The organism is Streptococcus sp. SG1 (genome assembly GCF_030439935.1).
Taxonomy (GTDB): Bacteria; Bacillota; Bacilli; order Lactobacillales; family Streptococcaceae; genus Streptococcus; species Streptococcus gordonii.
The window spans coordinates 169,505-184,889 of record NZ_JAQFJC010000003.1; the positions used below are offsets into that span (position 1 = coordinate 169,505).

Here is a 15,385-nt window from a genome sequence, read left to right on the forward strand (position 1 = left end):
AACAACAGGATCGTTTTATAACAAAACTATCACTTCATTATAAAATAATTTCCTTGGATTTTCAAGCATTTTCTAAATTGCTTTCACAAAGAGCTCTTTTGCTAGGCACCTATCTTCAAACAAACTCAAAATAAAAAGCTATATCAAGCTTATGGCAAACTGGATCATCTTATTGATCCACTGATTACCATAAGAAGATATAGCGAGTCTATCCTAAATGACTGATACTTAGGCTCAAGAGGCAGGTCATAGTTGCAATGATGAACTACTACTGTTACCTTGTTTTCAGCCTAAAATACTTATTCAGCTAAGAATAGATGGGTGTCGAAGATGCTTAGAGTTTACTCTAGGTTAGATGACTTTTTTGATTTTCTAGATAATGGATAAGCAAAGATTAAGACTAAGAAACCAAAGGCTACCCAATGGCCTCTTTGTTCACCTGTAGCAGGCAAACTCTTTTTGTTTTCACCTGAATGCTTATCTGTTGTTTTTTTGTCTTTTTGATTGGTTGCTTCTTGACCAACCTGCTTGGATTGACTTGTATCAGATGAAGAAGCTTGACTTGAACTTTCTCCCTTATCTTGACTAGATAAATCTGTTTGGCTGTTGCTAGTGCTTGGAACAGTATGATTCGATCCCTGATTGGACGAGCTAGATGAAGAAGATGTATCTGGCTGGTTAGTCTGATTTGAGAAGTCTAACTGTACCACTACTGGATCATGGTCCGAAGCTCTGCCATGTTCTTCCATGAAAGAAGCATTGATATGGACAGGCGCAAAAATCGCTTTACCAGCTAGGTTCTTAGAGATGAAAATATTATCTAAGCTTTGGTTGCTGCCACGGTAGAAATATGAATAGCGATCAGCTGCATCATGTTCCTGCATAAGGTTAATGAGTTCATTTCCTGCAATAGCTTTAGCGGTTTCAGAGAATTCAAAGTCATTGAAATCCCCAGTCAGGACAAACTTAAGATTTGGATTTTGTCTTAAGCCTTCTTGAACAAAATTATTTAATATTTTAGCCTCTTCGATCCGGGCAGCTTGGGTATGTTGGACAGCCGGCTGGTTTGAGCCATATACAGCATCATCACCTAGCTTGGATTTCAAGTGGTTGGCAATAACAACAACATGTTGTCCCTTAAATTCAAATTCAGCTGCTAAAGATTTACGAACCTTAGTAAAAGCAGGATTCGTTGGATCGATCCGGGCTGGATTTTTAACTAGATGGCCACCTGAGAAGCTAGCTGCTTCATCACTCTTACCGGCTTCTTTTTCAACTAGTTTTACACGATCTGGGTTATAAAGAAAGGCTACACGGATATTAGATCCAGGTTTACCACCATCTTGGCCATCAAGAGGTGCAACTTCAGTATATTTGTAGTTTTTTCCTCCCAACTCCTTGATTCGGGCTGCTAGTTTTTCACCACTCTTCACACCGCTGGTCGTTCCATCATTAACGCTACCGTTATCATCTTGAACCTCGATGAGCGTGATGATATCTGGACTGTGAATTTCATTGATAAAGGAATTAGCAATTTTGGTCACCTTTTCGTCAGGTGTTTCACCTTTTTGTGTATTGGCAGAGAAATTTTCAATATTGTAAGAAGCAATCGTTAACTTATCTTCGCTAGGATAGAGAGGAGAAATCTGTCTTTGAAGACCACCGTCTACCAAATCAGGTAATTGTGTTGGATCTAGTTTATAAATTTTGCCACGATAGGTAACCACTCCAACCACATCACCATTGAAATAGTCCTTGGCCTTGGCAATGAATTTATTTCCAACGTAGACAGGGATGGTCGCTGTATTTTGGGCGTTCGGACGTAGATTGACACCACCGATATTATTTAAAGGAAGAGCCTGGTAACCCTCAGGTAAAACATAAATATCTCCTCGATACTGTGGCCCTAAGACATGTGGTTTTTTGATTGTCGTCAACATGCCTTCTAAACTTTCCCAATAGTCCAAAGCTTCATTTTCCGGCTGATAGTTATTCACATCATTATCTACTGTATCCTGAGGCATCTTATCTACAATATCAACAGGAGCAGGTAGGTCAGCCTTACCATCCTTAGTAACTGTTGAAGCCTCCAGCATCGTGACGGTCAAACTGCCACTTGGCTTGTTAAAAGTTTGTCCTTGGCGAATGCTGAGCTCTTCCATGTAGCCTTCTTTTACTCGGCCTTCAAGAGTTAATTTATCTCCAACGTCGACTTGTTCTTTGGAAACAACATAAATCGCATCTGAAGTCTTGCTATTCCCATCAGGTGTCACATCTTGAACGTAAAATCCATAACGGTCTGTCTTTGTAACAACAACATTTGAAACTCGGACATCTTTATCCTGATAAGGAGATACTTGCGATTCACCTTGAATCGTTCCTAGATTGACAACAGTCTCTGCAGTGCTTGATACGGCTTGTGCAGCAACTGTCTCTTCTTTTTTATCTGCTTCTTCAGCAGACGCAGCTCTTGAATCTCCTGAAGAATTTGTATTTTCTGCAGAACTACTAGCTGTTGAATCACTGACTGCTGAACTTTCTGCAACAGTTACTGGAGCTGAACTCAAAGAGTTTTCCGTCTCTTCAGCTCCGACTGGAACAGCCAAGGAAAGCAAAGGCAGAAAAGCACTTAATACTGCTGCTGAATAAAAAAGACGCTTTTGATAAGCTTGTTTCTTCATAAAGTTCTCCTTTTCCTAATGAAACTTAATTACTATACTGTTTATATTATATAGAAAAAACAATATTTTCGCAAACGCTTTCTTAAACTCATACATACTTCCATTTCTGTTATATATTTTGATAAATCAGTCTATATATAAAAACAGTGAAGAAAACCGATATCTAAAAATCAGCTTTCCTCACTACAAAATAGTATTTTTAATTAACAAGAATAGCTAGCGTTTCATACGGTTGTAGAGTCAGAATATGGTCAATCTGAGTCCTGCCGTAATTGGATAAAAGGACCTGGCCAGTTTGATAATCTGGTAAGATATCCACTGTAATTGGATCCATATAAAAATTATTCAAAACCAAAAGCTTTTGTCCTTGCCACTCCCGCTCAAAGGCATAGACCTGGGGACTGTCCTCATAGGCTGGCTGATAGCTACCTTCTGCTATGATAGGCAGTTCCTTACGCAAGGCAATCAATTTCTGATAAAAGCTAAAGATCGGTCCCTTGATTTCATTTTCCACATTGATAAGAGGATAGGATTTACCAGCCTTAAGCCATGGGGTTCCTGTTGTAAAACCTGCATTGACTAAATCATCCCACTGCATAGGCGTCCGAGAATTATCACGAGATTTAGCCTTGATAATCCTGAAGGCTTCCTCTGGCGATTGCCCTTCAGCAAGCAGACTCTGGTAAGCATTGAGAGACTCGACATCCACATAATCTTCCATGGAGTCGTAGTCAGGGTCCACCATACCAATCTCCTCCCCCATGTAGATATAAGGCGTCCCGCGCGACAGATGAATACTGGCTGCCAACATGGTTGCCCCTTCATTTCGGAAATTTTCTACATCGACAAAGCGGTTGAGAGCTCGCGGCTGATCATGATTGTTCCAAAAGAGAGCTGACCAGCCTTCATGATTGCTCATTTCCTTCCCCCAAGTATGGAAGAGGCGTTTTAACTCTTCAAAGTCAAAAGCCTTAAGCGTCCACTTCTGTCCATCCTCATAGTCCACCTTGAGATGATGGAAATTAAAGGCCATAGATAGCTCCTGCCGGTCTGGTGCAGTGTAAAGAATACAATTTTCAATCGTCGTTGCACTCATCTCACCAACCGTCATAAAGGAATTGTCTTTCCCAAAGGTCGCTTCGTTCATCATGTGCAGATAGTCATGGACGATTGGCTTGTCCGTGTATGCTGGCTTGCCGTCATTTCCTGGGCAGTCCTCCAATACCTCGTCCTTACCAATCAAGTTGATCACATCAAAGCGGAAGCCTTTGACGCCCTTGTCCCGCCAGAAATTTACCACCTTAAAAAGCTCTTGACGAACATTGGGATTGCGCCAATTGAGATCTGCTTGGGTGACATCAAAAAGGTGCAGATAGTATTTGCCCGTATCGCCAAATGGCGCCCAGGCGCTGCCACCAAACTTGGACAGCCAGTCCGTTGGCTCATCCCGCAGGATAAAGAAGTCCTGATAGTAGGAATCCCCAGCCAGCGCCTTTTGAAACCACTCATGTTCAATCGAGCAATGGTTAAGAACCATGTCCAGCATAAAGTCAATACCATGCTGCTGGCCAACCTTGACCATCTCTTCAAAATCCGCCATATTTCCAAAGATAGGATCAACAGCCGTATAATCTGAGATATCGTAGCCATTGTCCCGCTGCGGACTTGGATAGAAAGGATTGAGCCAGATCATGTCCACTCCTAGCTCCCTCAGATAGGGAAGTTTTTCAATAATCCCGCGAAAATCTCCTACTCCGTTCCCCGTCGTGTCTTTAAAAGATTTTGGATAAATTTGGTAGACTACCTTTGTTTTATCTAATGCCATGTTTTTCCTTCTTTTGAATATAAAAGAGGTGGGATGAATATTTCATTCCTTGAAAGGAATAGAATTTCTCATCCCATCCTCAAGAGTCTGGAAGACCTATCTCATAAGAGAAGCCCAACTTCCATCATGTAATTCTTAAATTTTTGTTGCTGTCATCAGGGCGTCTCCAACTGCTATCTGGCGTGGCAAACTGCCCAATGCATCCGCTTGGTATTGATCTTGATTGGTAATGATGACTGGAGTTTCTGTCACATAACCTGCATCTTTAATGAGATCAATGTCAAAACTGATTAATTTATCGCCAGCTTTTACTCGATCTCCTTGACTGACATGAGCTGTGAAACCTTTACCTTCAAGATTCACCGTATCCATACCGATGTGCATAAGCATTTCTACACCTTGATCAGACACGATACCTACAGCATGCTTGGTTGGAAATAGAACCGATACAACGCCGTCTACCGGGGCAAGCAAGTCTCCTTGACTTGGTTCAATCAGGACACCTTGTCCCATAACTCCTTGAGCAAAGACTGGATCTGTTGCTTGACTAAGTTCTTTCACTTGGCCAGATAAGGGACTTGCAATTTCAACTAAGTCAGCTAAAGGCGCAGATTTTTTTGCTTCTGTCAGGGCTTCAGCTTGTGGTGCTTTAACTGCTGCATCTTCTGCTTTGGTAAAGAGACCCAAGCGACGGAAGATCATGGTCAGCACAAATGGAACAGCGATTGCAACGAGCATAATCGCAGCAAAGGCTAACATATATTTAGGTTGGATTGACAAGATACCTGGAAGTCCACCGACTCCGATAGCATTCGCCTTCACATTAAAGCTTACAGACAAAAGACCTGCAATGGAGGAACCCATCATTCCTGCTACAAAAGGATAGATATATTTTACGTTGACCCCAAATAGAGCTGGCTCAGTTACACCAAGATAAGCAGAAATCGTAGCTGGAAGGGCAATCTGCGCTTCTTTTTCATTATGACGATTCATCCAATAATAAGCAAAAACAGCAGATCCTTGTGCAATATTTGACAGAGCAATCATTGGCCAAAGTCCAGTACCACCTGCATCTGCCACTAACTGGGAGTCAATCGCATTGGTCATGTGATGCAAACCTGTAATAACAAAAGGCGCATAAAGAGCTCCAAAGACAGCCCCAAAGAGCCATTTAACAGGACCAGTTAGACCTGCAAGAACGATCGTAGATAGCCATTGACCTAAAGTCCAACCAATTGGCCCCAAAACTGTGTGAGCCAAGATAATCGCCGGCAAGAGAGATAGGAAAGGCACGAAAATCATGGAAACAACTTCTGGAATCCGTTTTCTCCAAAAGATTTCCAAATAAGACAAGGAAAGCCCTGCTAGTAAAGCTGGAATAACCTGAGCTTGGTAGCCTATCCGTTGCACTGTAAAGAATCCAAAATCCCAAACCCAATTTTTAGCAATTTCTGATTGGGGAGTTCCTGCTACTAAATAAGCATTCAGGAGCTGAGGAGACACCAAACAGATCCCCAAAACAATCCCAAGAATCTGGCTAGTCCCCATCTTACGACTCACAGACCAAACAATTCCAACTGGTAGGAATTGGAAAATTGCCTCTCCTGGTAGCCAAAGGAAGTGGTTTACTCCAGCCCAGAACTTTGAAACATCCACAATCGTTTTATAAATCGGCTCTCCATCTTTAGTAAACTGAAGTACACCATCAACCACTTTTTGACCAAAAGCTTGAATTTGCACACCTTCTAGGATATTACGGAAGCCAAGAATCAAACCACCAACGATAATCGCTGGAATAATTGGCGTAAAAATCTCAGCTAGCATGGTCATGACGCGCTGAACCGCATTTTGATTGATCTTAGCTGCAGCCTTAGCTGCTTCTTTTGAAACACCTTCAATTCCAGAGACAGCTGTAAAATCATTATAAAATATTGGCACATCATTTCCAATAATAACCTGGAATTGTCCTGCATTCGTAAAGGTGCCTTTGACAGCTCCAATTTCTTCAATAGCTTTTACATCAGCTTTTTTCTCATCAATAAGTACAAAACGCATCCGAGTGGCACAGTGGGTTACTGCAGACACATTTTCCTTACCACCAATGGCATCCAATAAGACTTTCGCCTCTTTTTCAAATTTGCCCATTTGATTATTGGCTGGAAAACCAGCACTCTCCTTATATTTATTTGTTAGTTTCCTAACAGCTTTCTAATACCAATTGTAAACGATACCAAACATGTATGAAAGATGTCCGTTGATTTCTCCCTTATTATTTGCTAAAATTTCAGTAGTTGTATGATAAAAATAAAACAAGTGGGTCAATTATGAAGAAATACCAACAATTATTTAAACTAATCGAGCAAGATATCCTGAGCGAGAAATACCCCGTTGGTGAATTTTTGCCAAGCGAGAATGAATTAACTCAGATTTATAAAGTCAGCCGTGATACTGTCCGAAAGGCTCTGGAGCAACTTCAAAAAGAAGGATTAATCCAAAAATTTAAGGGACAAGGATCCAAAATCGTCAAGCAGGAACACATCAATTTTCCAATCTCCAATCTGACTAGCTACCAGGAACTCGTCCTACAAAATAAACTAGACTCTAAAACCAATGTCATCAGCCTAGAAAAGATAACCGTAGATAAAAAACTTGCTAAGCTAACTGGTTTTCCGGAATATCGCTTGGTTTGGCGAATTGTTCGACAAAGAGTTGTTGATCAAGTTGCTTCTGTCCTTGATATTGATTATTTAGATAAAGAGCTTGTTCCTACGATGACGAGAGAAATTGCAGAGCATTCCATCTATCATTTCATTGAAAATGATCTTGGACTTAGCATCGACTATGCTAAAAAGGAAATCACCATTGATCATGCGACCAGTCGAGATAAAATTTTGCTCGATATTGAGAGAGAAAACCATGTCGTTTCCGTCAAATCTCAGGTTTATTTAGCGAACGGGCAGCAATTTCAGTTCACAGACAGCAGACACAAACTTGATAAATTTCGCTTTGTTGATTTTGCCAAAAGGCACAACTAAGAAAAAGAGCTGAAAGTTGTAAACTTCCAGCTCTTTCAGATTTATTTATTTAATTTAGGAGATTTAGATGAAAAAATTTTTTTAAAATGTTTTATTGCTACTTTTGCTTTTGCTTTTTACTGCTTATGTTTCTTGAGTGGGGAAAAGTGAAAAGGTTGGGGAGCTATGATTATTTATTGTCATTGGACTGTCCTCTTTTCTTTTAAGATGAATATAGTATAACCAGCAAAGCTTAAGGAAGACTTATAGATTTCTTGAAAAAAGCTTAAATGGTTAATGTCCTGATGCATTACTTCCATTTACCTACCTCCCGTACATCTACTCGTCGAATTTCTAGATTATAAACAATCTCAGCCTTAGGGCTACCTTGACTATTTTTTTTGACTCCTTTTAAATGCCCTCCATTGATAAATCCAATCATCACTTTATCCGTAAATTCCTCTTTTTGTAATTTTAACTGTTCTGGAAGGTGTTGATATATTTCTGAGCTAACAGACTCACGTTCATTATTTCGCAGATAGATAATCTCTGACCCGTCATTGACATTAAAGCTTAAGTCAAGGCCAGCAAGGGTTCCATAATCTGGCACTGCCATATCTAGCACTCCATCATTTCGTAGATAGACTTTATTTCCATAAGTATCATAAACTACTGGAATGATACGAGCATAGACAAAACCTTCTCCTCCACCACTTTTAAAAATCAGAGAAAATTCGATTTTACTGATACCGCTGTAATGCTCTTTTAGGTAGGTTGCGATTTGTTCCTCAAAAAGCTGGTAGCCATGCCGGTAGAGATTGTCCACTTTCATTCTGTCCATGAAAAACTTAGCTCCGATTGCTAGCACAAAAAGTCAAAGCAGAGATAAAAACATTATTTTTACTCGTTTCATCATAGAAAATACTATGTCTTTCTATATGCAGTGTATCATAAAAGTTGACTAAACAAAAACTTGAGAATGTTTACGCAAGTGTACTTGTTTGTTATTCTATTTTGATAATCAAAAACAGACCTTCTTTATCGAAAGTCTGTTTGATTTACACATAGGCAACTATTTAGTAACTTCTTCATCTGCTTCTACTTGTTCAGAAATTTCTACTTTAACCTTGGTGACACGGCCATTTTTAACCTTGTCATTGGTTAAAATCAGTTTCTTATTCTGACTTTCCACCTCAAAGCTGATGCGTTCTTTTGGATCTGGAATAGTTCCTACACCAGTCAAGTAGTAACCCGCGATCGTATCCACATCGTCACTTTCAATTTCAACTTCAAAGTATTCATTAAAGTCATTGAGGGTCATAGTACCTAAGACAATGTATGTATTCTCACCGATTTCATGGACTTCAATTTCGGCCTTATCGGTCTCATCATCGATCTCACCAACAATCTCCTCCAAGAGATCCTCAAGTGTAACCAGACCGGCCATACCGCCATACTCATCCAAGAGAATCGCCATTTGATTTTGCGTGTTACGCAACTCCTTGAGCAAATCATCGACAAACATAGTCTCCGGTACAAAGAGCGGCTCCTGCAGGATCTTGCGCAGAACGATATTGTCAAAACCATTGATGAATCCTTCATTAAGCAGTCGCTTGGTATGAATCAGGCCAATGACATTGTCCTTATCACCATCATAGACAGGAATCCGCGAGAAACTCTGCTTGAGAATACTTTCGATGATTTCTTTGGTATCGTCCTGAATATCAACCATAAAGGCATCTGTCCGGGGCACCATCAGTTCACGCGCCATCAGCTCATCCAGCGAGAAAATCCCCTGTAGCATCTCAATCTCATCCGCATCCAAGGTCTCCTCACTATTGGTCAGCATATACTCAATCTCATCTCGGGTCATCTTTTCATCTGCATCATCAAACTTCATCGGCGTAATGCGACTTAACAGATTAGTTGAGGCCGACAAAAGCCAGACAAAGGGACTGACGAGCTTGCCCAAAAAGATGATAAAAGGAGCTGTTCGAACAGCCAAATCATCCTTAAGATTGAGTGCGATCCGTTTAGGATAAAGCTCACCAAATACAATAGAAACGTAGGTCAAAAGGGCCAAGGCTAGAAAAGACGCTATGGCATGTGCTGTTTTAGAATTGCCCATCAAACTTGAAAATACACGACCGAGAGTATCAGCAAAGCTGGCCCCTGATAAGATATTGATGAGGGTAATACCTACCTGAATAGTAGATAAAAAGTTATTGGGATTTTCTAAAACCTGTAAGAGGCGAATGTACTTTTTATCACCTTCCTCTGCCTTCTGCTCAACACGCGCCCGATTGAGTGACACCATGGCCATCTCTGCCGCGGAAAAGAAAGCATTTAAAAAGGTTAAAACGACTAATAATAAAAACTGTAACAAAAGGGTCTGACTGCTGGGGTCTTCCATGAGTTTCCTCTCCTAAAAAGTATAATCAACCCTGATTATAACATATTTTTGAGTTTCGTGCACACAGATTTTATAGAAACTTATGTTCTGATTAGGATTCCAGATCTTGTAAAACCTTTTCTAGTCTTGAAATAGCCCCAACTGGTAGGGCAGTCAGAGGATACTTTTGGTTAAAGGCCAACAAGAAGTTTAGCCGAATCTGCATTCTTTCTCGAATCAATTTCTTGTAAGCATTATCAAAATTAGGAAGGGGATATCCCTCGTATTCAAGATAATCAAAGCCTACTATATGACCAAAGGGTTTGAAATCTGCTGTCCCATCCACTACCTGCTCAATGACATCTAAAGATACTTCCTTTGAGACAGCCTTCCCCATGTAAGACCCAGTATTGATAATATAACAGGATACTCCCGACTCAAATAAACGACAGAATTTTCGGTAGTCTTCTACCAAAGGATAGACACGAAAAGGATTTGCATAAGGTTCAATCACCAACTCATCATGCAACCCCAGAACATTTTCTGCATTGGAGCGTTTGGTCATCAAAGTACAACCCATCGTGGAGGCCATCAGAGGATCGTGAATTCTGACTAGAGGGGGTAGAGAGTCATCTTTCATAATCCAAAAAATAGCATTGATAGCTTCGTCAATTCGATCCAGTCGATTTGGAGTCGAAAAGCGAGACTTGACCGTTCGACCATTTCCATTGCGGATATCTTCAGTAACTAACACCTTTCTCCCATTTTCGTCTAAGGTTACTCCGCAGTTTTGCACAGTGATAAAGAAATCTTGTTCCCTATGTCCAGTTGGATAGTCACTCGTCTTATCAAAATAAGATGGCTCTAAGGCAATTGAAGATCCGTCCTTGATAGAGATAATAAAGGCATCATCATGGAGAACCTTGATGTCATATTTTTGACCATGTTTGGCGTGCGTAAGAGTGGATTTTCCAGAACCAGATAGACCAAAAAATGAAGCAACGAAATCTTTTTTATCATTATTTTGCTTAAAAATTTTCAGACCACCGTGACAAGCTACGTAGCCATTTCTAGCAGCAGTTGCCCAGGCCAAAGTCAGAGTGGCTTTTTTCAACTCTCCAAAATAATTTAAACCTAAAATAACTGCACAGTTGTGATTAGTATCAAAGTAGACAAGACCATCTGGATATTCTGGATGCTTCCACTTGGGATCAAAAAAGACAAAGATATCATTTTCCTCATATTTTTTTGAAACTCTCAGACGGTTCTTAAATTCTTCATCTAAAATTTGGAAATTTAGTAGCCATGAATAGAGATTGTTTATTTCTTCTTTAGGAACCATGAGGTGGGCACAGACCATAAAGTCTTCATCCAGCCCAACAACTGCATCCGCTTTGTAAAAATCTCTATGATGAGCTTGGTAAATAGCACTACGAACTAGAAAAAGTAAGGTTTCATCTTCTTGACTATCTCTACCATAAATCCTTCTAGCCTTTGCCGTTCGCCCAACGACTGCTCCTGAATTCGTCAGTAAAACCCGTGCATAAGAAGGAAGACCCAACTCCTTTGTATGAATCACAGGCATATCTAAGACCACTGTTCCAGCTGCTGAAGCTAACTGGTAGGCCTCTTCTACCGTTTTGATAGACTGAACCTGATTCTCATAAAAGGCTGTTTCCACGATAGTCTTCAGAGGGGAAAAGTAAGAAGAATTTTTCCTTATTTCTTGTGGGGAAAATTTACGACGTGTTACCATGACCATACCTCCTTTATCCTATTACTACCATTTTAGCATAAATATACTGTTTCGTGTTATAAAAATTCAAATAAAAAAATAGGAGAAAGATTCCTTTCTCCTATTTTTTTATAATTCCAAATTCTTCATTCTTCTTGATCTCCTGAGCTTCTTTATGATTGTCATAGAGGTTAGCTAGGAATTTTACAATTTCTTTGATGATGGAGTAAGTCGGAATAGCCACAATCATTCCGATAATACCATAGATGTTACTGGATAAGAGCAAGAGAACCATGATAGTAATCGGATGGACTTTCATAACTCCTCCTACAATCCGAGGGTAGAGGATATTTCCATCAATCTGCTGAACAATCAGCATATAAATGACAGCTATCAACATCCTCTTTGGATCTGTAAAGGCATGACTGATGATCATTGGGATCAAACCGATACTTGGTCCAACATAAGGAATCAAATTAGCCAAGCTAGAGAAAATGGCAAATACTAAAGCATATTTAATTCCGATAGTACTATAACCAATATAGGCTAGGCAACCAATAATTACTGCATCAATAGAAATTCCGCTGATATATCGTGAAACTGTTGCATTTAGATTCTTCAGCAAGGAAGAAATGTTGAGCTTGTCTCGCTTTAGAATACTGCGTTCCAGCATTGGCAGAAGCTTATGACCATCCAGTAAGAAATAAACAAGGAAAATTGGAGTCATAATGATGATAAAGACGGTATTGATTACAGCCGATACCACGCTGCCCAGGCTGTTCGTTACCCCGTTTAGAATATTTCGCAGAATATCAATATAAGATAGATTCAGCTGTTGCAGGGTAGATTGGATATTGAGATTTTTGAATACAGGATTTTGAGCTAAGTCATTGACCCAGCTATAGACATAACTATAGAGATTTTGGCTCGAATTAATCAAACTAGTCAGCTGAGTGACTAAGATAGGTAGGAGGTAGATAACTGCTAAAACAATAGATCCAAATAAAATTGTCAATGTCAGCAGGACACCTAAGATACGGTTTAATTTCAGGTATTTTTCCAAAAAGACCACTAAAGGGTTGGCAATATAATATAAAAAACCTGCTATTAAAAAAGGGATTAAGATAGTATTTACAACACTGATCACTGGAGTAATCAAGTCCCCCATCATTCTCCACAGGAAAAAGACAAGTGTTGCTAGTAAAACTTCCACTGTCCAAAAAAATAACTTACTCTTATGAAACATTCTTTTCCTCCTATCAGTTATTTTACCATAAATTTTGTTATAATAGAGGGGATTTAATGAAAGAAAGAATAAAAATGGAAAAGATTATCAAGCTGGAAAATGTAAGCTTGGCAAAACAAGGCCAAACCATCTTAAAAAATCTCAACTGGCAGGTGAACAAGGGAGAACATTGGGCCATACTCGGTCTCAACGGCTCAGGAAAGTCAACTCTCTTACGCCTACTCATGGCCGAGCATTGGAAGACCCAAGGAAAGGTGACAGTCCTAGGTACGGAATTTGGTGCCGGTGATATCCCTCAGCTACGAACTAAGATTGGAGTAGTTGGTTCCTTCATTGCGGAGCGCCTACCTAGCCATCTCACTGCCGAAGAAATCGTCTTAACAGGTAAGTATAAAAGCAGTATTCTCTATGCTGCTTATGGACAAACCGAGCTGGATCAAGCTAGGGAAATGCTGGCTTCCATTGGCGGAAAAGACTTAATTGGCCGGAGCTACATCAGTCTGTCTCAAGGTGAAAAGCAGCTCTTGCTGATTGCCCGCAGTCTTATGGAAGAGCCAGAACTGCTTATCTTGGATGAAGCAACTAGTGGATTGGATCTCTTTGCCCGCGAGCGCCTGCTAAATCAAATCAAAAAGATTACACAAATGGACCAAGCACCAACTATCCTCTATGTCACCCACCATGTAGAGGAAATTATATCCGCTTTAGACCATGTCCTACTCCTGAAAGAAGGCGAAATTATAGCCCAAGGTCCAAAAGAAGATATCCTCCAAAAAGAGGTCATGGACCGCTTTTATCCTCAGCCAGTCGAGCTGATTGAATTGGGAGAAGGTCGCTATTTCATCAAAGTAGAAGGCAACTTCTTATGAGGCAGTTTTTAAACATCATTTTCAATCTGGGCTATTTCCTGATTCTGACCATGACTGCGATTGCCTTGCTTTTCCTGTCTGGGCAAATTCTGCTGTCCCACACATACATCCCTTTGAGGATTCCAGAAGGAGTCCAATTCGTCAGTAATCCTTGGTATTTCTACCCTATCCTCCTGCTCTTTCTCTTCAGCCTCTTTTTAATCCGACCTCTGCTAGAAAAGGTTCAGACCAAGCATCTTTTTTGGAGCCTGTCTCTCATCTTTATCGTAGCCGCGATTTTTCTGATAACGGCCTACGATGGCCGCATTCGAGCTGACGCCAAGCACGTTTTCAATGCAGCCCTGGCCTTTAATCAAGGGGATTACAGCTCGCTGACAACCGTCGGAAGCTACATGTACCGCAATCCCCATCAGCTAGGACTGATGACTCTGGAGCGACTTTATGCTTTTATTTCTCCGACGACTCAGTTTGCCTTTAGCATGAATGTCGTCTGGACTCTACTTAGTCATTTCTTGATTTACAAGATTACTTCCCTTCTCAATGCCAGAGAAATAATCCAGAAATACACGATTCTGCTGACATTTCTCTTTCTACCACAGCTCTTTTTCGTTCTCTTTGTCTACGGCACCATTCCTGGGCTCTTCTTCTGTCTGCTCAGTTTCTATGCTTTTATCAAGCTGGACCAGAAAGGAAACCTACTCTATGCCTTGTTGGGAGCTGCTAGCATCAGTCTAGCCTGCCTCCTGCGCAACAACTATATCATCTTTGCCATCATGCTGATCGGATGTTGCTTCCTGTCCATCTTTTATAAATGGTCTTGGAAAAAACCACTAGCTATCGTCCTGATTGTAGTTGGTATCGTCTTTTCAAACAAGGGTTTGACAGCCTACTATGAACAGCTGATTGGCGGAAAGATCGGTGTCGGTACCCCAAAAATCGCCTATATCACTATGGGCCTACGGGATGATCCTAATCGGCAGACCTTGGGAGGCTGGTATGATGCTTACAATACCAAGATTCTCAAGCGCAACAAGTACAATGAAAATTTGGCTACAGAAATGGCCACTCGGGATTTGAAAAATATTTTGATTCACTTCAGCAAGCATCCTGCTTATGCGCTGAGATTCTTCTATGAAAAAGTCAAGTCTACCTGGACTGAGCCGACGTTTCAGTCCATTTGGACCGGACCGCAGATTGAGCGCCAGCAATATATGAAGCCAACTGTCCTGCGCAGCATTTATGAGGAAAGAAGCGGTTATCAGATTGTTAATTTCCTGCTCTTGACCCTACTAGCCAGCATCTATCTGCTGTCCTGTTTCTTTATCTTGCGTAATTTTTTCGTCACTAGAGGAAAGCTGACACCTTTTGACCTCTATCCTTTCATCTTTCTCTTGGGAGGTGGTCTCTTCCACTTCTTCTGGGAAACCAAGAGCCAGTATGTCTATATCTATGTCCTGCTTCTCATCCCTTCCGCCGCTCAATCCTTAGTCGATCTGAGTGATTGGTGGAAGAACAAAGGAAAAGAGAAATTAATAGACCAGCTTGAGAAAAACCTATAAAACTTGAACACTTGACAAGAATTCCTTATAATTTTATAGGATTGTTAAGTGACACAAAGTTGAA

10 protein-coding genes are annotated in these 15,385 nt (G+C 40.5%); 3 read left to right on the forward strand and 7 right to left on the reverse strand.

Features of this window, described 5'->3' with window-relative positions; all coding sequences use genetic code 11:
* Positions 1-341: 341 nt before the first annotated feature.
* The 3 genes from PCY06_RS03765 to treP all read right to left on the reverse strand — a co-directional run bounded on the left by PCY06_RS03765 (position 342) and on the right by treP (position 6,651).
* Complete coding sequence (locus tag PCY06_RS03765; RefSeq protein ID WP_096755028.1) at positions 342-2,681, reverse strand: endonuclease/exonuclease/phosphatase family protein; 2,340 nt, start codon at positions 2,679-2,681, stop codon at positions 342-344.
* 199 nt (positions 2,682-2,880) lie between these two features.
* Positions 2,881-4,506, reverse strand: a complete 1,626-nt coding sequence (gene treC / locus PCY06_RS03770) for an alpha,alpha-phosphotrehalase (RefSeq protein ID WP_082307440.1) — start codon at positions 4,504-4,506, stop codon at positions 2,881-2,883.
* A 135-nt stretch (positions 4,507-4,641) separates the two neighbouring features.
* A complete protein-coding gene (treP, locus tag PCY06_RS03775; protein WP_082307439.1) occupies positions 4,642-6,651 on the reverse strand; it encodes a PTS system trehalose-specific EIIBC component in 2,010 nt (669 codons plus the stop codon).
* A gap of 179 nt (positions 6,652-6,830) precedes the next feature.
* Between treP and treR the strand changes: the two genes are divergently transcribed.
* The gene (gene treR / locus PCY06_RS03780) at positions 6,831-7,541 is read left to right on the forward strand and encodes a trehalose operon repressor (protein ID WP_046165239.1); all 711 of its coding nucleotides are present in this window, start codon (positions 6,831-6,833) and stop codon (positions 7,539-7,541) included.
* 289 nt (positions 7,542-7,830) lie between these two features.
* Here treR and PCY06_RS03785 read toward each other — a convergent pair whose 3' ends face one another.
* From PCY06_RS03785 to PCY06_RS03800, 4 genes are all read right to left on the reverse strand, one after another.
* A complete protein-coding gene (locus PCY06_RS03785; protein WP_225791188.1) occupies positions 7,831-8,361 on the reverse strand; it encodes a hypothetical protein in 531 nt (176 codons plus the stop codon).
* A 231-nt stretch (positions 8,362-8,592) separates the two neighbouring features.
* Positions 8,593-9,933 (reverse strand): hemolysin family protein, encoded by a 1,341-nt coding sequence (locus PCY06_RS03790; protein WP_082307438.1) that lies wholly within the window; start codon positions 9,931-9,933, stop codon positions 8,593-8,595.
* Between the two features lie 91 nt (positions 9,934-10,024).
* Positions 10,025-11,668 (reverse strand): phosphoenolpyruvate carboxykinase (ATP), encoded by a 1,644-nt coding sequence (locus PCY06_RS03795; protein ID WP_082307437.1) that lies wholly within the window; start codon positions 11,666-11,668, stop codon positions 10,025-10,027.
* A 100-nt stretch (positions 11,669-11,768) separates the two neighbouring features.
* Positions 11,769-12,893: an AI-2E family transporter gene (locus PCY06_RS03800; RefSeq protein WP_096755026.1), complete on the reverse strand. Its 1,125-nt coding sequence runs from the start codon at positions 12,891-12,893 to the stop codon at positions 11,769-11,771.
* A 74-nt stretch (positions 12,894-12,967) separates the two neighbouring features.
* On the opposite strand from PCY06_RS03800, the gene PCY06_RS03805 reads away from it, so the two are divergent.
* Positions 12,968-13,762: an ABC transporter ATP-binding protein gene (locus tag PCY06_RS03805; protein ID WP_082307435.1), complete on the forward strand. Its 795-nt coding sequence runs from the start codon at positions 12,968-12,970 to the stop codon at positions 13,760-13,762.
* Positions 13,759-15,321, forward strand: coding sequence for a beta-carotene 15,15'-monooxygenase (locus PCY06_RS03810; protein WP_082307434.1), 1,563 nt, complete (start codon positions 13,759-13,761; stop codon positions 15,319-15,321). Before PCY06_RS03805 ends, PCY06_RS03810 begins: the two co-directional genes overlap by 4 nt.
* The last annotated feature ends 64 nt before the right edge of the window (positions 15,322-15,385 follow it).